Annotated in this window: 18 protein-coding genes; 12 read left to right on the forward strand and 6 right to left on the reverse strand. The window is 71.9% G+C overall.

The genetic code is table 11. The features are described from left to right. Window position 1 precedes the first annotated feature (1 nt). Together aroA and ABZ453_RS25645 are read right to left on the reverse strand one after the other, a co-directional pair. The gene (gene aroA / locus ABZ453_RS25640; protein ID WP_359018082.1) at window positions 2-1,321 is read right to left on the reverse strand and encodes a 3-phosphoshikimate 1-carboxyvinyltransferase; all 1,320 of its coding nucleotides are present in this window, start codon (window positions 1,319-1,321) and stop codon (window positions 2-4) included. Between the two features lie 65 nt (window positions 1,322-1,386). After that, window positions 1,387-2,106: a M50 family metallopeptidase gene (locus tag ABZ453_RS25645; protein ID WP_356950827.1), complete on the reverse strand. Its 720-nt coding sequence runs from the start codon at window positions 2,104-2,106 to the stop codon at window positions 1,387-1,389. Window positions 2,107-2,156: 50 nt separating this feature from the next. On the opposite strand from ABZ453_RS25645, the gene ABZ453_RS25650 reads away from it, so the two are divergent. The 4 genes from ABZ453_RS25650 to rsrA all read left to right on the forward strand — a co-directional run bounded on the left by ABZ453_RS25650 (window position 2,157) and on the right by rsrA (window position 4,853). Continuing rightward, entirely contained in the window at window positions 2,157-2,972 is an 816-nt protein-coding gene (locus tag ABZ453_RS25650) for an SOS response-associated peptidase (protein WP_359018085.1), read from the forward strand. 1 nt (window position 2,973) lies between these two features. After that, the gene (locus ABZ453_RS25655; RefSeq protein ID WP_359018087.1) at window positions 2,974-3,603 is read left to right on the forward strand and encodes an alpha/beta family hydrolase; all 630 of its coding nucleotides are present in this window, start codon (window positions 2,974-2,976) and stop codon (window positions 3,601-3,603) included. A 258-nt stretch (window positions 3,604-3,861) separates the two neighbouring features. Continuing rightward, the gene (gene sigR / locus ABZ453_RS25660; RefSeq protein ID WP_207929812.1) at window positions 3,862-4,545 is read left to right on the forward strand and encodes a sigma-70 family RNA polymerase sigma factor; all 684 of its coding nucleotides are present in this window, start codon (window positions 3,862-3,864) and stop codon (window positions 4,543-4,545) included. After that, entirely contained in the window at window positions 4,542-4,853 is a 312-nt protein-coding gene (gene rsrA, locus ABZ453_RS25665; protein WP_356950830.1) for a mycothiol system anti-sigma-R factor, read from the forward strand. The genes sigR and rsrA overlap by 4 nt, the downstream gene beginning before the upstream one ends. A gap of 43 nt (window positions 4,854-4,896) precedes the next feature. Here rsrA and ABZ453_RS25670 read toward each other — a convergent pair whose 3' ends face one another. Next, window positions 4,897-5,262 (reverse strand): hypothetical protein, encoded by a 366-nt coding sequence (locus ABZ453_RS25670; protein ID WP_356951357.1) that lies wholly within the window; start codon window positions 5,260-5,262, stop codon window positions 4,897-4,899. Window positions 5,263-5,416: 154 nt separating this feature from the next. On the opposite strand from ABZ453_RS25670, the gene ABZ453_RS25675 reads away from it, so the two are divergent. From ABZ453_RS25675 to def, 7 genes are all read left to right on the forward strand, one after another. After that, the gene (locus ABZ453_RS25675; protein ID WP_359018091.1) at window positions 5,417-5,791 is read left to right on the forward strand and encodes a hypothetical protein; all 375 of its coding nucleotides are present in this window, start codon (window positions 5,417-5,419) and stop codon (window positions 5,789-5,791) included. Continuing rightward, window positions 5,788-6,666, forward strand: a complete 879-nt coding sequence (locus ABZ453_RS25680; RefSeq protein WP_359018093.1) for a DUF4388 domain-containing protein — start codon at window positions 5,788-5,790, stop codon at window positions 6,664-6,666. Before ABZ453_RS25675 ends, ABZ453_RS25680 begins: the two co-directional genes overlap by 4 nt. A 412-nt stretch (window positions 6,667-7,078) precedes the next feature. Then, window positions 7,079-7,486 (forward strand): roadblock/LC7 domain-containing protein, encoded by a 408-nt coding sequence (locus ABZ453_RS25685; protein WP_359018095.1) that lies wholly within the window; start codon window positions 7,079-7,081, stop codon window positions 7,484-7,486. Between the two features lie 134 nt (window positions 7,487-7,620). Next, the gene (locus tag ABZ453_RS25690; protein ID WP_359018256.1) at window positions 7,621-8,928 is read left to right on the forward strand and encodes an HD-GYP domain-containing protein; all 1,308 of its coding nucleotides are present in this window, start codon (window positions 7,621-7,623) and stop codon (window positions 8,926-8,928) included. Between the two features lie 506 nt (window positions 8,929-9,434). Beyond that, window positions 9,435-10,691 (forward strand): HD domain-containing protein, encoded by a 1,257-nt coding sequence (locus ABZ453_RS25695; RefSeq protein WP_359018097.1) that lies wholly within the window; start codon window positions 9,435-9,437, stop codon window positions 10,689-10,691. 113 nt (window positions 10,692-10,804) lie between these two features. Continuing rightward, complete coding sequence (locus tag ABZ453_RS25700) at window positions 10,805-11,785, forward strand: hypothetical protein (protein WP_356949496.1); 981 nt, start codon at window positions 10,805-10,807, stop codon at window positions 11,783-11,785. 75 nt (window positions 11,786-11,860) lie between these two features. Beyond that, window positions 11,861-12,511: a peptide deformylase gene (gene def, locus ABZ453_RS25705; RefSeq protein WP_359018099.1), complete on the forward strand. Its 651-nt coding sequence runs from the start codon at window positions 11,861-11,863 to the stop codon at window positions 12,509-12,511. 15 nt (window positions 12,512-12,526) lie between these two features. Here the strand turns inward: def and ABZ453_RS25710 are convergent, their stop codons facing one another. Next, a complete protein-coding gene (locus tag ABZ453_RS25710; RefSeq protein ID WP_359018101.1) occupies window positions 12,527-13,492 on the reverse strand; it encodes a helix-turn-helix domain-containing protein in 966 nt (321 codons plus the stop codon). 93 nt (window positions 13,493-13,585) lie between these two features. Here ABZ453_RS25710 and ABZ453_RS25715 point away from each other — a divergent pair, with 93 nt between their 5' ends. Next, window positions 13,586-13,810 (forward strand): hypothetical protein, encoded by a 225-nt coding sequence (locus ABZ453_RS25715; protein WP_359018103.1) that lies wholly within the window; start codon window positions 13,586-13,588, stop codon window positions 13,808-13,810. Here the strand turns inward: ABZ453_RS25715 and ABZ453_RS25720 are convergent. Together ABZ453_RS25720 and ABZ453_RS25725 are read right to left on the reverse strand one after the other, a co-directional pair. Further along, a complete protein-coding gene (locus ABZ453_RS25720) occupies window positions 13,777-14,319 on the reverse strand; it encodes a hypothetical protein (RefSeq protein ID WP_359018105.1) in 543 nt (180 codons plus the stop codon). The two genes, ABZ453_RS25715 and ABZ453_RS25720, sit on opposite strands and share 34 nt — an antisense overlap. A gap of 109 nt (window positions 14,320-14,428) precedes the next feature. Beyond that, window positions 14,429-16,492: a putative Ig domain-containing protein gene (locus ABZ453_RS25725; protein WP_359018106.1), complete on the reverse strand. Its 2,064-nt coding sequence runs from the start codon at window positions 16,490-16,492 to the stop codon at window positions 14,429-14,431. Window positions 16,493-16,709 lie beyond the last annotated feature (217 nt).

A 16,709-nucleotide genomic window follows, 5' to 3' on the forward strand; every position in this document is an offset into this window, starting at 1 on the left:
CCTAGGCCGCGAGCATCCCGGTCCACAGCTCGGGGAAGTCCGGCAGTGTCTTCGCCGTCGTCGCCACGTTCTCGATCCGTACGCCCTCCACCGCGAGGCCGATGATCGCGCCGGCCGTCGCCATGCGGTGGTCCTCGTAGGTGTGGAAGGTCCCGCCGTGCAGCGGGCGGGGGCGGATGTGCAGGCCGTCGGCGGTCTCGGTGACGTCACCGCCGAGTTCGTTGATCTCCTTGGTGAGCGCGGCCAGCCGGTCCGTCTCGTGCAGCCGCAGATGGGCCACGCCCCGCAGGGTCGAGGGGGAGTCCGCGAGCGCCGCGACCGCCGCGACGCCGGGGGTCAGCTCGCCGACCTCGCTCAGGTCCACATCGATACCGTGGATGCCACCCGAACCGGTGAACACCAGCCCGTAGTCGAGGAGTTGGCAGGAACCGCCCATTTCGGTGAAGATCTCGCGCAGCCGGTCACCTGGCTGGGTGGTGCGGGAGGGCCAGTCCGGGATGACGACCCTGCCGCCGGTGACCAGCGCGGCGGCCAGGAACGGCTGGGCGTTGGACAGGTCCGGCTCGATCGTCAGGTCCCGGCCCAGCAGCGCGCCCGGCGTCACCCGCCACACGTTCGGCTCGCCGCCCGACTCCGGGGTGTCGACCTGGGCGCCGACCGTGCGCAGCATGTCGACGGTCATCCGGATGTGCGGCATCGACGGCAGCGGGGAACCGACGTGCCGGACCTCGACGCCCTGGTTGAAGCGCGGGCCGGACAGCAGCAGGGCCGAGACGAACTGGGACGAGGAGGAGGCGTCGATCTCCACGGGGCCGCCGTCGAGGGCGCCCCCGCCGTGCACGGTCAGCGGCAGCGCGCCCCGGCCGTCGTCGTCGATCCGGGCGCCGAGGACGCGCAGCGCGTCGATCACGCCGTGCAGAGGGCGCTCGTACGACCGCGGGTCGCCGTCGAAGCGGATGGGGCCGTCGGCGAGCGCGGCGACCGGCGGCAGGAAGCGCATCACCGTGCCGGCGTTGCCGACGTCGACCGTCGCCGGGCCGTGCAGGCCGGTCGGGAGCACGCGCCAGGTCTCGCCGGTGCCGTCCGGGCCGACGCCCTCCTCGATGTCGACGCCCATCGCGCGCAGCGCGCCCAGCATCAGCAGGGTGTCGCGGGAGCGCAGGGGGCGGCGCAGCCAGCCGGGTTCGCTCGCCAGGGCCGCGAGGACGAGGGCACGGTTGGTGACGGACTTGGACCCCGGTACGTGGACCGTCGCGTCGACGGCTCCGCTCGCGTGGGGGGCGGGCCAGAGGGCGGTGTGCTCGGCGGGGTTGTGGGCCATGGGTTCACTTTATAAGGAGGGGGTGGCACCGCCCGCCGCGCAGGTCCGGCGTCGTCGACGCTCCGTCACACCTCCAGCAGCCACCGGCCGCCGCCGATGAGCGAGCACAGCGACACCGCGTGGAACAGGAACAACCAAAGCCCCGCCGGTACGTGCGTCAGCCGGGACAGCTGGTCCGCGTCCGAGTCGCCCGCGCCGCCGCGCATCCGCTTGGCCTGCAGCTCGAAGGCCGGGCGCACCCCGCCCACCAGTAGGAACCAGACCACCGCGTAGGCGAACGCCGCCTGCACCTGGGGTCCCGCGAGCCACGACACCAGGAGGAACGCGCCCCCGGTCAGCACCACGGTGAGGGCCCCGTACGCGTTGCGGATCATCACCAGCATGGCCAGCAGCAGGGCCGTCGCCAGCCACAGCAGCAGCGTGATGTGGCCTGCCGCGAGCAGGGCCGCGCCGCCGAGGCCGAGCAGCGGGGGAGCGGTGTAGCCGGCGGCCGCGGTGAGGATCATGCCGAGGCCGTGCGGTTTGCCGCGGCTGACGGTGAGGCCGCTGGTGTCGGAGTGCAGGCGTATGCCGGTGAGGGTGCGGCCGGTGAGCAGCGCGATCAGGCCGTGGCCGCCCTCGTGGGCGATGGTGATGGCGTTGCGCGCGATGCGCCAGACGTTGTGCGGGACGGTGACGGCGAGCGCGGCGACAAGGGTCGCGATCACCACCCACAGATCGGGGTCGGGCTGGGTGCCGAAGACACGGTCCCACAGGGACGCGAGAGAGGATGCGGTGCTGTCCATGTTCGGCGGTGACTCCCGGTGGGCTCGGCGGATCTGGCAGTGTGGCACGTATGTGCGGTAGGTATGCGGCTAGTCGTCGGCCAGAGGATCTCGCAGGAATCTTTGAGATCGAGAAGTGGGAACCTGAGGAGACTCTGGCGCCCGACTACAACGTGGCCCCCACCAAGGAGGTCTACGCCGTCCTCGACCGCCCTCTTAAGGACGTGGACGAGCCGCGGCCGGTTCGGCAGCTGCGCAAGCTCAAGTGGGGGCTGGTGCCGAGCTGGTCGAAGAGCCCCGAGGGCGGCGCCCGGATGATCAACGCCCGCGCCGAGACCATCCACGAGAAGCCGTCGTACAAGCGGGCCTTCTCCTCCCGGCGCTGCGTCATCCCCGCCGACGGCTACTACGAGTGGGTCACCGGCAAGCAGGAGCGGGACCTGGAGGTCGAGGGCAGGAAGAAGCGGCCGCGCAAGCAGCCCTACTTCGTGCTGCCGGCCGACGGCTCGGTGTTCGCGATGGCCGGGCTGTACGAGTTCTGGCGGGACAAGACGCTCCCCGACGACCACCCGCAGGCCTGGTGGGTGACCTGCTCGGTGATCACCACGGAGGCGGAGACGACCCCGCTCGCCGGCTCCCCGGCCGAGGGCCCGTACTCCCTGGCCGAGATCCACCCCCGGATGCCCCTGATGCTCACCCCGGACCGCTGGGACTCCTGGCTCGACCCCTCCCGCACCGGCGTCGACGACCTGCGCTCCCTGCTGCAGCCCCCGCCGCCCGGCCTGATGCGCGCCTACCCGGTCTCCACCGCCGTCAGCAACGTCCGCAACAACGGCCCGGAGCTGCTCAAGGAGCTGGAAGGCCCCGAAGAGGGCACACTGTTCTGACGTGACGACCGAGATCATCGCTACGGAGGCGGGGGACGCCCGCATCACCTGGCATCCGGCCCAGGACGCCCGGCTCGTGCTGGCCGTGAGCCATGGCGCCGGCGGAGGCATCGAGGCGCGCGACCTCCAAGCGCTCGCCCATGTCCTGCCGCGGCACGACGTGACCGTCGCCCTGGTGGAGCAACCCTGGCGGGTCGCCGGCAAGAAGGTGGCGCCGGCGCCCAGGACCCTGGACGTCGGCTGGCACGGCATCTGGCCCGCCCTGACCAAGCTCGGGCTGCCGGTGGTCTCCGGGGGCCGCAGCGCCGGCGCCCGGGTCGCCTGCCGTACGGCCACCGAGCTGGGCGCCCACGGCGTCCTCGCCCTGAGCTTCCCGCTCCATCCGCCGGGCCGGCCGGAGAAGTCGCGCGCCGGGGAACTGCTGGGATCCGGGGTGCCCACCCTGGTCGTACAGGGCGGAAACGATCCCTTCGGCAGGCCGGAGGAGTTTCCCGACGGGACGTACGAACTGGTCGAGGTGCCGTTCGCCGATCACGGGTTCGCCGTGCCGAAGCGGGCGGAGCTCGGACCCGAGCAGGCCGTGGCGATCGTCACGGACGCGGTCGTGAAGTGGGTCGGGTCACTGGGGTGACGGGCCCGGGAATGTTGCGGACCGGACCTCTGTTGAGCGGGACAGAAGTGCTGAACCACCAGCACCGACGTCGTGGGAGAGGAAGTCCGCCGCATGGGTTCGACCACATGCCCGAGCCGCAGCAACCGTGCTGACCTGGACTGGACGGTGCTGACTGCGGCCAAGACCACCCCGATTCGAGGGGCGGCGGGGACGGGTCGTCGTCTATCCTCCAATTCCGGTGGCACCGGTTTCGATGCCACCCGGAATCTTGAGGAGGTGGGTCCGGTCACTGGGACCGACGCAGGGACCGACAACGGCCAGGCGGAGCTGCCCGAGGGCCAGGGCGTCAGCGCGGAGTCGACGTCGGAGCGCAGTGCGCGCTTCGAGCGGGACGCGCTCGAATTCCTCGACCAGATGTACTCGGCCGCCCTGCGCATGACGCGCAACCCGGCGGACGCGGAGGACCTGGTGCAGGAGACGTATGCCAAGGCGTACGCGTCCTTCCACCAGTTCCGCGAAGGCACCAACCTCAAGGCGTGGCTGTACCGGATCCTCACCAACACGTTCATCAACTCCTACCGCAAGAAGCAGCGCGAACCCCAGCGCTCCGCGGCCGAGGAGATCGAGGACTGGCAGCTCGCCCGTGCCGAGTCGCACATGTCGACGGGTCTGCGCTCCGCGGAGTCGCAGGCGCTCGACCATCTGCCGGACTCGGACGTGAAGGAAGCGCTCCAGGCGATCCCCGAGGAATTCCGTATCGCCGTGTACCTGGCCGACGTAGAGGGCTTTGCGTACAAGGAGATCGCGGACATCATGGGGACACCCATCGGTACGGTGATGTCCCGGCTGCACCGGGGCCGCCGTCAACTGCGCGGCATGCTCGAGGACTACGCCCGTGAGCGCGGGCTGGTCCCGGCCGGCGCCGGAGACTCGGACGAAGCGAAAGGCTCGGGCTCATGAGCTGCGGAGAGCCGCACGAGACGGACTGCAGCGAGGTACTCGATCATTTGTATGAGTTCCTCGACAGTGAGATGCCGGAAGTCGATCGCGACAAGTTCAAGCAGCACTTCAAGGAGTGCTCGCCGTGTCTGGAGAAGTACGGCCTGGAAGAGGCCGTGAAGAAGCTCGTCAAGCGCTGCTGCGGGCATGACGACGTGCCGACCGACCTGCGGTCCAAGGTGATGGGGCGGATCGAGCTGATCCGCTCCGGGCAGACCGTGCCCGAGCGCGACGTGGCGGCCGCGCCGGCGACGCCCCAGGAGTCCTGAGCGCCACCGGGCGACCGCCCCCGGTCGTGCCGTGCGCGTCCGGTCAGATCTCCAGACCGTTCTCGATCCGCCTCAGCCCGTGCCGGGCGAGCGCCAGGTTGCTGCGCGTCCGGTCCAGGGCGACGTAGAAGAACAGCGCCCCCTTGCTGCTGCTCAGCGGGCGGATCAGGTGGTACTGCTTGCCCAGCGTGATCAGGATGTCCTCGATCACGTCGTCCATGTCCAGCGAGGCCAGGGTGCGCATCTTGGCGCGCACCACCTCGGTGTTGCCCGCCGCCGCGAGTTCCAGGTCCAGGCCCTGGCCCCCGCCGAGGGTGCCGAGGGCCATGCCGCTTTCATAGTCGACGATGGCGGCGCCGATCGCGCCGTCCAGGGTCATGGCTTCCTTGAGCGCGGTCTCGATGTTCACCGGTTACCTCAATTCTTCCGTGCTGCTGACCGGTCGATGCCTGGCCAACTACGATCGAACCCAAGCGACATGTGCGTCACTTCGCGCCAAATTTGGCGTGCGTGCCGAAACTTGACGTTCAAACTAATGCGTGGGGTATGGGCTTGGGGGGCCAATGGGGGAAAACGTGACGGCTCTCCAGTCCTCCCTGGAACGGCTGCTCGACTCTCCCGGGGTCACGGGTGTCGCCCTCGTCGACGCGGTGACCGGGCTGGTGTACGGCGCCGCCGGTGACGTCGTCGAGGCCGGGGACGGCACGCAGAGCAGCGAGTTCGCCACCCTGATCGCCGAGCGTCTCGGCGCGGCCGGCGCCGAGGGGGAGCTGGAGAGCGTGGTGCTCACCAGTCGGCGCCGCCACCAGATGCTGTTCAGCGTCGTACGGCCGGCCGGTGATCCCCTGCTGCTGACCGCGGGTCTGGACCGGGACCGAGCCAACGTCGCGCTCGCCCTGCGCGGCATCGGTGACCGGCTCGCGGAGGTGCTGGCATGACGCCCGCCGCTCGCAACGTCCCGGCGCTCTTGCAGGGACTGCGCGAGGGGGAGTTCACCGGTACGGTCCGGGTCTCCGGCTCCCCCGGCGGAACGATCCATCTGCGGGACGGTCTCGTCGGCGCGATCGAGACGCCCGGCGCGCCCAGCGCCACATCGGTCCTGCTCACGCCGGGGCGCATCGACGACGCGGAGTGGCTCGCCGCCTGCGCCGCGGAACCGGACGCCGACCGGTTGGGCGGGCATCTGGTGGCGGCCGGACTGATCGGCGCGGCGGAACTCGAAGTGGTGTGCACCGCCGCGGTCTTCGACGCCGCCTTCGCCATGGCGCTGAGTCCGGTGGGCGGTTGGGAGACGGGGGAGCGGGAGCCGACGCTCCTCACCGCGCAAGGGGTGGAACCCCGCCACCTCACCGAGGAGACCACCCGCCGCATGGCCTCGCTGGCCGGCTCCGGGAGGACACCGGGTGAACTGGCGCGGTTGCGGCCGGGGGTGGCGACGGACGACGGTTCCGTGGATGCGGGTGGGCCAGGGGCCGGCGCCGCTCCTCGGGTTCACCGTGGAGGTGCGTGGTTGCCGCAGCGGTACCGGGATCTGCTCGGTGGCGTCAACGGGCGCCGAACGCCCCGGGATCTCGCCTTCGCCCTCGGACGCGGGCTCTACCCCGTCCTGCTGGACCTGATCCGGCTGGAGGCGTTGGGGCTGGTCCTCTGGGCGGCCGGGGCGGCGACCGGCGACCGGCCGAGCACCGCGCCCCGTGTCACCCCGGGGAGTCCTGCCGCGACCGGGGCCGCCCCGGCCGCCGGCCCCCTGCCCAGGCGCAGACCGGGCGGCACCTCTCCGGCCCCGGACCGCGGTGAGAAGGGTGCCCCGTGAGCCCAGCACCGGAAGGCACACCGGGCGAGGACCACCGCGAGAGACAGCGGGCACAGGAATCCTTGCCCAGGCGCGGCTCGAAGCGCCCCGGCACCAGCAAGCCGGCGACGCCTGCGAAAACCGTCCAGCCCTCGACGCCCGTCGACTCCTCGACGCCCGCCGACTCCCCGCAGACCGTCGAGTCCCCGAGGGACTCCACCCCCTCGCCCGCCAAGCCGCCCCTCCCGGTCCGTGATGTGAGCCGGAGCAAGTCGGGGCTGTACGCGTATCCCATTCCCTCGCCCGAGGAACTGGCCGCCGATCAGCCTTCGTTGGAGACCCTGCGGCGCGTCAGAAGAGGGCTCGGCGGGCTTCCCGAGACCACGCGTTCGAACGAGCCACCGCAGGCGCCCGGAGCAAGGAGCACGTGTCAATGACCGAAAACCCCTCGTCCGAACCGCGTGATTCCGCCACCACTCTCACCGACATCCTGGCCTCGCTGCGCGACCGGGTGATGGGGGTCAGCGAGAGCGTCCTGTCCACGGCCGACGGCCTGCTCGTCGTCGCCGACGTCGAATCCGTGCACGCCGAGTCCGTCGCCGCCCTCGCCGCCGCGACCCTCGGCGTCGGCCGCCGCATGGCCGACCACACGGGCGCCGGCCCGCTGCGGGAAGTGGTCGTCCGGGGCGGCTCGGGCCATGTCGTCGTCACGGCCGTGGGCGACCGCGCGCTGCTCACCGTCATGGGCGACGAGGGCCTGGACCTCGCCGCGTTCCAGCGGGAGTCACCTGCCGCCGTGGAGGAACTGAGCAAGGTGCTCGCGGAGGACGTGCCGGGCTGAACATTCGACCACCGCTCACTCGAACGGGCTAATCCTGAGGCTATATGCCCGCAGATTCCCCCATAGCGTCCCCTTCGTGACGCCTCGCGCCCTAGGCTCCGTTGCCGGAACGGGCACGATGGGAGGGCGTGGGCGTGGAGGCGGTACCGGCACGGGCACGCGCGTACGTCGCCGGGCTCGTCGTCGCCACCCTGTGCTGTCTGCTCCCGCTGCCCGAGACGCACGCGCCCTGCTGGGCGGTCGTTCTGCTCGCCGCGCTGTACGCGGGCGGTGAGCAGGCCGCCGCCCGTCGGCGCTTCGCCGGAACGTTCTACCCGGTCCTGCTCGCCGGCGCCTTCCTGCTGCCGCCGCCCGCCGCCGCGCTGGTCCCGCTGCCGGGCGCGCTGCTCTCCCGGGTCGAGCAACGCCCGTACGCACTGCGGCGGATCCGGCGCGCGGCCCAACTGGCGCTCGCCGTCTGGGTCGCCGGGCGGGTGCACGAGGCGCTCGGCGGGCGTGAGGCCGTCCTCACGCCCGACTTCCCGTACGTGCTGGTGGCCGCCGGAGCGGCGGTCCTGGCCTTCTGCCTGGCCCTGACGGCCCTGGAGGGCGGGATCCTCGCGCTGGCCGAACGGGTTCCGGTACGGCGGGCCTGGCGCGGGCTGTTCGTACGGTCCCTCGCGCCCGTCGCCGTGCACGGACTCGCCGGGCTCATGATGGCCGTGCTGTGGCGCAGCCCCTACGGCCCGGTCGCCGCGCTGCTCGTGCTGTTGCCGATGTGCGTGTCCTGGTGGGTGTTCGCGCAGTCCCACCGCGAGCGGGCCGCGCACCGGGCGACCATCCGCGCACTCGTCCAGGCCGTCGACATCAAGGACGGGTACACCCGCGGACACAGCGAGCGGGTCGGGCAGGCCTCCATGATGATCGCGCGCGAACTCGGTATGGACGACGCCCGCGTCGAGGTGCTGCGCTTCGCCGGGATCCTGCACGACGTGGGCAAACTCGGCGTCCCCACACGGCTGTTGAGGAAGGACGGGCCGCTGACGCCCGAGGAGCGGCGGGTGATCGAGCTGCATCCCGAGTACGGGCACGAGATGGTGCGCGGCATCGGGTTCCTGGGGGAGGCGCGGGCGGCCGTGCTCCACCATCACGAGCGGCTGGACGGCAGCGGCTACCCGTACGGGCTGATGGGCAGCCAGATCCCGGAGTCGGCACGGGTGGTGGCCGTCGCCGACGCCTTCGACGCGATGACCTCCACCCGCTCCTACCGCCGGGCCCGGCCCGTCCCGGCCGCGCTGGAGGAACTCGGGCGGTGCGCGGGCGCCCAGTTCGACCCGCGGATGGTCGCCGCGCTGGTACGGGCGCTGGCCCGGGAGGGCTGGCACCCCGCGGTGACGGCGGACGAGGAGCACCCCGGAGCGCCGGCCCCACCCACCACCGACCGGGAGGGGGCCCGTCGATGACGGTGCGGCCGCGCAGCACGCTGTTGGCCGGGCTCGTGCATGCGGGGACCGCTCTTCTGGTGAGCGGCTCGTTGGGCGTGGTCCGGTGGGTCGGGGTTGCCCGGTGGGCGGGTGTCGGGGCCCGCCTCGACGTCCTGGTCCCGTCAGGCGCCGGGTGGGAGGGGGTTCGTCGGTGACGGTGTGGTCGTGCAGCGCGTTGTTGGCCGGGCTCGTGCCCGCCGGGACCGCTCTTCTGGTGGGCGGCTCGTTGGGCGTGGTCCGGTGGGTCGGGGTTGCCCGGTGGGCGGGTGTCGGGGCCCGCTTCGACGTCCTGGCCCCACCCACCACCGACCGGGAGGGGGTTCGTCGGTGACGGTGTGGTCGTGCAGCGCGTTGTTGGCCGGGCTCGTGCATGCGGGGACCGCTCTTCTGGTGGGCGGCTCGTCGGGCGTGGTCCGGTGGACGGGTGTCGGGGACCGTAACCGGGCCCCGGCACCACCGGTCGCCGGCCTGCGGGGGGTGCGTAGATGACCGTACGGCCGCCGTCGTGCCGCCCGTCGCTCACCGCCCTCATCCATGCCGGGGCCGCACTCCTGGCCGGCGGCTCGCTGGCCGTCACCCTCTGGAACGGCATGGAGGAGCGCCCCACCGCCCTCGCCTTCGGCGTGCTCGTCACCGTCGGCGAGCTCAACCGCTGGACCGGCGCCCGGGTGAGGGAGGCCGCGCCGCTCGGAGCCGCCGGCGCGCTGTCGTACGCCCTGCTCGGGGCCAACGCCCAGGAGCCCTCCCGGCACGGGGCCGCACAGGTCGTCGCCGTCGTGCTCGCGGCCGCGTTGCTCGGCTGCGTACCGCACGTGGCGCGCGGTCGGGGGCCCGTCCTCGACCATCTCGCCCGGCGTGTGCTGTCCGTCGCCTTCGCCGCCGTCTGCTTCCAACCCCTCTACAACCGCGGGGTGTTCGACCACTGGAAGGGCCCCGCCTACGCCCTGGTGCTGCTCGCGCTGCTCACCCTCACCGTGCTGTGCGACTGCGTGCTCGCCGCCGCCCTCGCCCACTCCCGCACCGGCTGGCCCTTCGGCCCGCTGCTGCGGGACGAGTTGCGGGCCCTGCTCGGCATCGGATCGGCGGTCTGCGCGACCGGCGCGGTGATGGCGCTCGCGGTCGCGGTCGTCGGCCTCTGGGCGCTCCCGGTCTTCTGCCTGCCCCTGCTGCTCACCCAGCTGTCCTTCAAGCGGTACGCCGCCGTACGGACCACCTACCGGCAGACCATCGCCTCCCTCGCCCGAGCCACCGAGATCGCCGGCTACACCCCGCCGGGGCACGCCCGCCGGGTCGCCGAACTCAGCCGGGCCGTCGGCCGCGACCTCGGGCTCACCCGGCCCGAACTGGCCGTCCTGGAGTCCGCGGCCCTCATGCACGACATCGGGCAGCTCAGCCTCGTCGACCCGGTACCGGCGGGCGCCACCGCCGACCTGCCCGGCCCCGAGCAGCGGCGGATCGCGCTGCTCGGCGGAGCCGTCGTACGCCAGACCGGCGTCGATCCGGCCGTCGCCGTGGTCGTCGAGCGGCAGGCCGACCCCTACCGGGAGCAGCCCGTCGCGGCCCGGATCGTGCGGGCCGTCAACGCGTACGAGGAGAAGGTGCAGGGCGCCGGACCGGGCGGACCCCTGACGGCGCTGGAGGAACTGCGCCTGGCGACCGCCGGGGACTACGCGCCCGACGTGGTGGAATCGCTCGCCCGGGTCCTCGCCAGGGACTGTCTGACCGTCCCCTCGGCTGGGTAACCCATGGGTAATGAGCGCCCTTCCAGCCCCACGTGGTTGGATGCGAATGAGAGGGTGTCCGGGGGCACCAGGCTCTGGGCCGGCCCACTCCACGGAACTGGCAGGCGGGAATCGTGAGGATCTTCGGCAAGGGACGGCACCGGCCCTCCGCCTCCTGGCGGCAGGCCACCGATCGCGCCTTCACGCTGATCGGCGACGGCCGGTACGAGGACGCGGGCGCGCTGCTGACGCGCGCCGCCGATCTGGAGCCCTGGCTGTCGGAGTCCTGGTTCAACCTCGCCCTGCTGCACAAGTTCCGGCACGACTGGGAGCAGGCCCGCGCGGCCGGACTGCGCGCCGTCGCGCTGCTGGACCGGGAGACCGGGGCGCCCGACTGGTGGAACGTCGGCATCGCGGCCACGGCCCTGCAGGACTGGCCGCTGGCCCGGCGGGCCTGGCAGGCGTACGGGCTGCGCGTGCCGGGCGTGGCCACCGCGTCCGGCGAACCTCTCGGCATGGACCTGGGCAGCGCCGCCGTACGGCTGTCCCCGGAGGGGGAGGCCGAGGTGGTGTGGGGGCGGCGGCTGGATCCCGCGCGGATCGAGGTGCTGTCGATCCCGCTGCCGTCGTCCGGACGGCGCTGGGGCGAGGTCGTCCTGCACGACGGCGTTCCGCACGGTGAGCGCACCACGGCCGCCGGGCACGCCTACCCCGTCTTCGACGAGATCGAACTGTGGGCGCCCTCGCCGGTGCCGACCTGGGTGGTGCTGCTGGAGGCGGCGACCGAGGCGGACCGTGACGCGCTGGAGCAACTGGCCGCCGACGCCGGGTTCGCGGCCGAGGACTGGTCGTCGTCGGTCCGGCTGCTGTGCCGGATGTGCAGCGAGTCCCGTATGCCCTCCGACGAGGGCGACGGCGAGCATCTCGACCCGCACGACCACAGCGAGCCGGGCCACCCGGGCCCCCTCGGTCACCGCACCGACGGGCAGATGTGGGTACCGGAACGGGAATGCGGGGTGGCGGCGCCGGCCTCGCTGGTACGGGGGTTGCTGGACGGGTGGGTGGCGGACAGCCCGGACTCCAGGGACTGGCGGGACCTCGAAGAAGTCTGCTGACCGGACCGGACCGCCGAACTGCCTTTAGGCTGTACTCCCGGAATTGGCATGGTTGCAGGAAGGCATACGTCGGTCATGGCGCAGCAGGACACCGATCAGCAGCACGCGGGCGTGCTTCCCGTGGACGACGAGGGTTTCGTCATCGACACCGGGGACGCCGAGGAGCGCGAGGCCGCCTGGCGCGAGCGCGGCACCTCGCGGCCGATCACGGTCGTCGGGAACCCGGTGCTGCACAAGGAGTGCAAGGACGTCACCGAGTTCGGCCCCGAGCTGGAGCAGCTGGTCGCTGACATGTTCGCCAGCCAGCGCACCGCCGAGGGCGTGGGCCTGGCCGCCAACCAGATCGGCGTCGACCTGAAGGTCTTCGTCTACGACTGCGGGGACGACGAGGGCGCCCGGCACGTCGGCGTGGTCTGCAACCCCAGGCTGGTCGACCTGCCCGCCGACCAGCGCCGGCTGGACGACAGCAACGAGGGCTGCCTGTCCGTGCCCACCGCGTACGCGCCGCTCGCCCGCCCCGACTACGCCGAGGTGACCGGCCAGGACGAGAAGGGCAACCCGATCAAGGTCCGCGGCACCGGCTACTTCGCCCGCTGCCTGCAGCACGAGACCGACCACCTGTACGGATACCTCTACATCGACCGGCTCTCCAAGCGCGAGCGCAAGGAGGCGCTGCGGCAGATGGCCGAGAACGAGCCCCGCTATCCCGTGGTCGCCAACGACTGAGACGCCGGACGACGTTCAGGCGGCCGCCTCGGGCCCCCTGAACGTGCGCCGGTAGGCGTTCGGCGTGGTGCCGACCGCCTGGATGAACTGGTGCCGCAGCGCGGCCGCGTTGCCGAACCCGGCCCGCCCGGCGATCGCGTCCACCGTCTCGTCCGTCGCCTCCAGCAACCGCTGCGCCAGCAGCACCCGCTGGCGCAGGATCCAGCGGTAGGGGGTCGTCCCGGTCTCCTGCTGGAAGCGGCGGGCGAAGGTGCGCGGGGACATGTGCGCACGCTCGGCCAGCTGCTCGACGGTGACCTCCTCGTCGAGGTGCCGCTCCATCCACACCAGCACCTCGCCGACGGTGTCGCACGAGTTCCTCGGCAGCGGCCGCTCGATGTACTGCGCCTGCCCGCCGTCCCGGTGCGGCGGCACCACCATGCGCCGGGCGATCTTGTTGGCGACCTCCGGGCCCTGTTCCTTGCGCACGATGTGCAGACAGGCGTCGATACCGGCGGCGGTCCCCGCGGAGGTGATCACCGGGTCCTCGTCGACGTACAGGACGTCGGGCTCGACCGTCAGCCGTGGGTAGGCACGCGCCAGCTGCCCCGCGTCGTGCCAGTGCACGGCGCAGCGCCGGCCGTCCAGCAGCCCGGCGGCGGCGAGCACGAAGACGCCGGAACAGACGCTGAGCACCCGCGCGCCCCGGTCGACCCCGCGGCGCAGGGCTTCGAGCATCTCCGGCGGAAAATCCCTGCTCCCGTAGTGGGCGCCGGCCGGCACGGCGATCAGGTCGGCCTCCTCCAGCCGCTCCAGACCGTGCTCGACCTGCATGGAGAAGCCGCCGCGGGTGCTCAGCACCGGCCCCTCGGCGGAGGCGACCGCGAAGTCGTACACGGGCAGTCCGTCGTCGCTGCGGTCGATGCCGAACACCTCGCAGACGACGGCGAGTTCGAAGGGATTCACGCCGTCCAGCACGACGGCGGCCACGTTCTGGAGCATGTCTCCAGTGTGCCTCAGGGTTGGCAGTTTTTCGAGGCTCTACGGCAGTCCTGCCACTGTTTGTAAGGAGTCAACGGCGCGACAGTGGTGTCTATGGATACGGCACACATCGAAGGACTGATCGGAATGCTGTTCGTTCTCGGACTCCTCGCCCTGATCGTGCTCCCGTCCGTGATCGGCATCGCGCACGACCGTGGAGTGGACCGCCAGATCCGCGAGGCCGAACGTGCCCGCCTGGAGGCCGAGGGCCTCGGCGCGCGGGAGCGCCCGGCCCTCGGGCGGCGCTACTTCACCACCACGGTGACCCACCACTCCTGAATCCCCAGGCACGAGACCCGGCCCGGCTGGGCGGCGCACAACGGCCGCGTGGACTCCAGCCGGGTCCTGCCGTCCGCCACGGCCTTGAAGGCGGCGCTCGCGTCGCCGGGCTGCAGCACGATGCCGCTGTTGGTGGGCTGAAGGGCGGAGCCCTTGGCGGTGACCGGTTTCCAGGGCCGCTTGGACGTCCCGTCCAGACTGATCCGGAGCGTGTCGCCGACCGCCAGGCAGACGGTACGGCCGCTGTCGCGGGCGTCGAGTGTGGCGGCGGGCGTACAGCCCGTGGAGCTCGGGGTGGGCGAGGTGGTGGGGGTCGGCGAGGACGGGCTCGTGGGGGTCGGCGAGGACGGGGACGTCGGGGCGGGCGAGGACGAGGTCGTGGGGGTGGGAGAGGACGACACGCTGTTGCTTCCGCCGCCCTTGCCGCTGTCGGCCTGGCCGCCGCAGCCGACGAGGACGAGGGCGAGCGCGGCGACGGCGATGGTCGTGTGGGGGATCGATCGACGCATGGGGGCCTCCTCTCCTCTTTGACGTGTCACCCACATCTTCGGATCCACGCCCGCGCATGCCGCAGCCCCGGCCGCGAAGGCGGCGACCGGGGCCCGGATCAAGCGGTGTTCAGCTCGTGGTGACGGCGGTGTCGTCGATGACGAAGCTGGTCTGGAGCGAGGAGTCCTCGACACCGCTGAACTTCAGGGTGACGGTCGAGCCCGCGTAGGAGCTCAGGTCGAAGGACTTCTGCACGTAGCCCGAGGCGGCGTTGACGTTCGAGTACGTCGCCAGGGTGGTCGAACCCGCGCTGACCGTGAGCTTGTCGTACGCCGTGCTGCCGGTCTCCGCGGTGTCGATGTGCAGGTAGAAGGTGAAGGTGGCCTTGCAGCCGCTCGGGACGGTCACCGACTGGGACAGCGTGTCGGTGTGGCTGGAGCCGTACCCGTCCAGCCAGGCGTAGTACGAGCCGGCGTGCGCGCTCTCGCTGCTGGAGTTGGTGATGACCCCGCTGGACGCGGTCCAGGTGGTGTTGCCCGACTCGAAACCGGGGTTGCCGAGCAGCTGCGTCGAGGTGCAGGTGCCGCCGCTGGAGCCGACCGTCCAGGAGAAGGAGGCCGAGCCGGAGGCGCCGGTCGAGTCCTTCGCGGTGACGGTGACCTGGTAGGTGCCCGCGGTGGACGCCGTACCGGAGATCAGGCCGGTCGAGCTGCTGATGGACAGCCCGGTGGGCAGGCCGCTCGCGCTGTAGGTCAGCGTGGCGCCCGCGCTGTCGCTCGCCTTGATCTGCAGGCTGACCGAGCTTCCGGTCGTCGTCGACTGGCTGCCCGGGTTGGTGACGGTCACGGTGTTGCCGGAGGTGGTGCCGGCGGTGAAGGCCGTGGTGCCGTTGGGGGTGCCCCAGCCGGTCGGGCCGTCGTAGCCGGTCTCGGCGGTGCAGAAGTACGCCGTGGAGCAGGAGCCGTTGTTGCCGCTGGTCACGTCGTACAGGTTGCTGGTGTGGCTGTAGGGGTACTTCGCCGGGTAGTCGCTCGAGCCCGGGGTGCCGGCCAGGGCGTAGACGCCGGCGATGATCGGGGACGAGGCGCTGGTGCCGCCGTAGACGGCCCAGCCGGAACCGCCGTAGGTGTCGTACACGGCCACACCGGTGGCCGGGTCGGCGACCGCGGAGACGTCGGCCTCCATGCGCTTGGAGCAGCCGGTGTCGGTCTGCCAGCTCGGCTTGGGGTCGTACGCCGAGCAGCCGGAGCCGGTGCCCTCGGTGGAGCTGGTCTTCCACACGGACTCGGTCCAGCCGCGGGAGTTGGACGAGGTGGACAGGGCGGTGCCGCCGACTGCCGTCACGTACTGGGAGGTCGCCGGGTATTCGGCGCCGTAGGCGGAGTCGCCGGCGGAGACGGTGATGGCGACACCCGGGTGCTTGAAGTACGAGGTGTCCTCGCTGGTCTGCGACGAGGACTCGGAGCCGCCCCAGCTGTTGGAGACGAACTTGGCGCCGAGCGACACGGCCTCGTTCTCGGCGATGCCGAGGTCGGTGTCGTTCGCGGAGTTGGCCTCGACGAGGATGATGTTGCAGTTCGGGCAGACGGCGCTGACCATGTCGATGTCGAGGGCCTCTTCACCGGCCCAGCCGCTGTCGTTGGTCGGCAGCGAGGTCGTCGAACCCGTCTGGCTGACCTGCTTGAAGCAGCCGTTGGCCACCGTGCAGGCCGACAGGCCGTAGGTCGAGCGGTAAGTGGCCAGGTCCGAGGCCGCGTTGGGGTCGTTGTAGGCGTCCACCACGGCTACCGTCAGGCCCGAGCCGCCCGTCGAGGGCAGGTTGTAGGCGCTGTGCAGGTTGGCCGGGCTGAGGCCGGAGGGCGCGGCGGCGGCCACCGCGGAGGCCAGCCGCTGCTTGATGTCGGTCCGGCGCTGGGCGAAACAGGCCGCGTGGCCGGCGGTCGGCGTGCCGCACAGGTGCTGGGTCGGTACCTTCTGGCCCGCCTTGCCGGTGGAGTGGAAGGTCTGCCGGGCAGGGGAGGTGAGGGCCTGGGCGTTCTGGGTGACGCGGGAATGGGACGAGGTCGCCGTGGCCTGGGTCTGGACCTGGGCCTGGGCCGCCGGAGCGGCTACGAGTCCGGCGACGCCGAGGGCGAGGGCGGGGAGGGCTGCGGTCAGGAGTCTTCGCAGACTCCGTCGGGACTTCTCACGCATGGGGGTACTGCCTCCGTCGTTGGAGTGGGGTTCTCGACGCTGGTGGCAGGCCTGTGACGCGCGTAGCGGCGGCAGTGCGCGGTTCCGTCATGGGCATGACACATTGGGTTTACATGCGGCGTCCTGTGACGTCCCTGTGGTGCGGTTGTGGGTGACATGACAGGACGGCAGGAAGGTAGCCGGGGCGCGGGGCGGCGGAACAGATGCGCCGGAAGAA

Origin of the sequence: Streptomyces sp. NPDC005799 (assembly GCF_040630525.1) — a bacterium.
GTDB lineage: Bacteria > Actinomycetota > Actinomycetes > Streptomycetales > Streptomycetaceae > Streptomyces > Streptomyces griseorubiginosus_B.

Coding starts and splice junctions, on each gene's coding strand:
- ABZ453_RS25675 (WP_359018091.1), top strand. CDS start 5,417: ATGGGGGAAAACGTGACGGCTCTCCAGTCCTCCCTGGAACGGCTGCTC.
- ABZ453_RS25725 (WP_359018106.1), bottom strand. CDS start 16,492: ATGCGTGAGAAGTCCCGACGGAGTCTGCGAAGACTCCTGACCGCAGCC.
- ABZ453_RS25715 (WP_359018103.1), top strand. CDS start 13,586: ATGGATACGGCACACATCGAAGGACTGATCGGAATGCTGTTCGTTCTC.
- ABZ453_RS25645 (WP_356950827.1), bottom strand. CDS start 2,106: ATGGACAGCACCGCATCCTCTCTCGCGTCCCTGTGGGACCGTGTCTTC.
- ABZ453_RS25680 (WP_359018093.1), top strand. CDS start 5,788: ATGACGCCCGCCGCTCGCAACGTCCCGGCGCTCTTGCAGGGACTGCGC.
- ABZ453_RS25650 (WP_359018085.1), top strand. CDS start 2,157: ATGTGCGGTAGGTATGCGGCTAGTCGTCGGCCAGAGGATCTCGCAGGA.
- ABZ453_RS25710 (WP_359018101.1), bottom strand. CDS start 13,492: ATGCTCCAGAACGTGGCCGCCGTCGTGCTGGACGGCGTGAATCCCTTC.
- ABZ453_RS25695 (WP_359018097.1), top strand. CDS start 9,435: ATGACCGTACGGCCGCCGTCGTGCCGCCCGTCGCTCACCGCCCTCATC.
- aroA (WP_359018082.1), bottom strand. CDS start 1,321: ATGGCCCACAACCCCGCCGAGCACACCGCCCTCTGGCCCGCCCCCCAC.
- ABZ453_RS25720 (WP_359018105.1), bottom strand. CDS start 14,319: ATGCGTCGATCGATCCCCCACACGACCATCGCCGTCGCCGCGCTCGCC.
- ABZ453_RS25685 (WP_359018095.1), top strand. CDS start 7,079: ATGACCGAAAACCCCTCGTCCGAACCGCGTGATTCCGCCACCACTCTC.
- rsrA (WP_356950830.1), top strand. CDS start 4,542: ATGAGCTGCGGAGAGCCGCACGAGACGGACTGCAGCGAGGTACTCGAT.
- def (WP_359018099.1), top strand. CDS start 11,861: ATGGCGCAGCAGGACACCGATCAGCAGCACGCGGGCGTGCTTCCCGTG.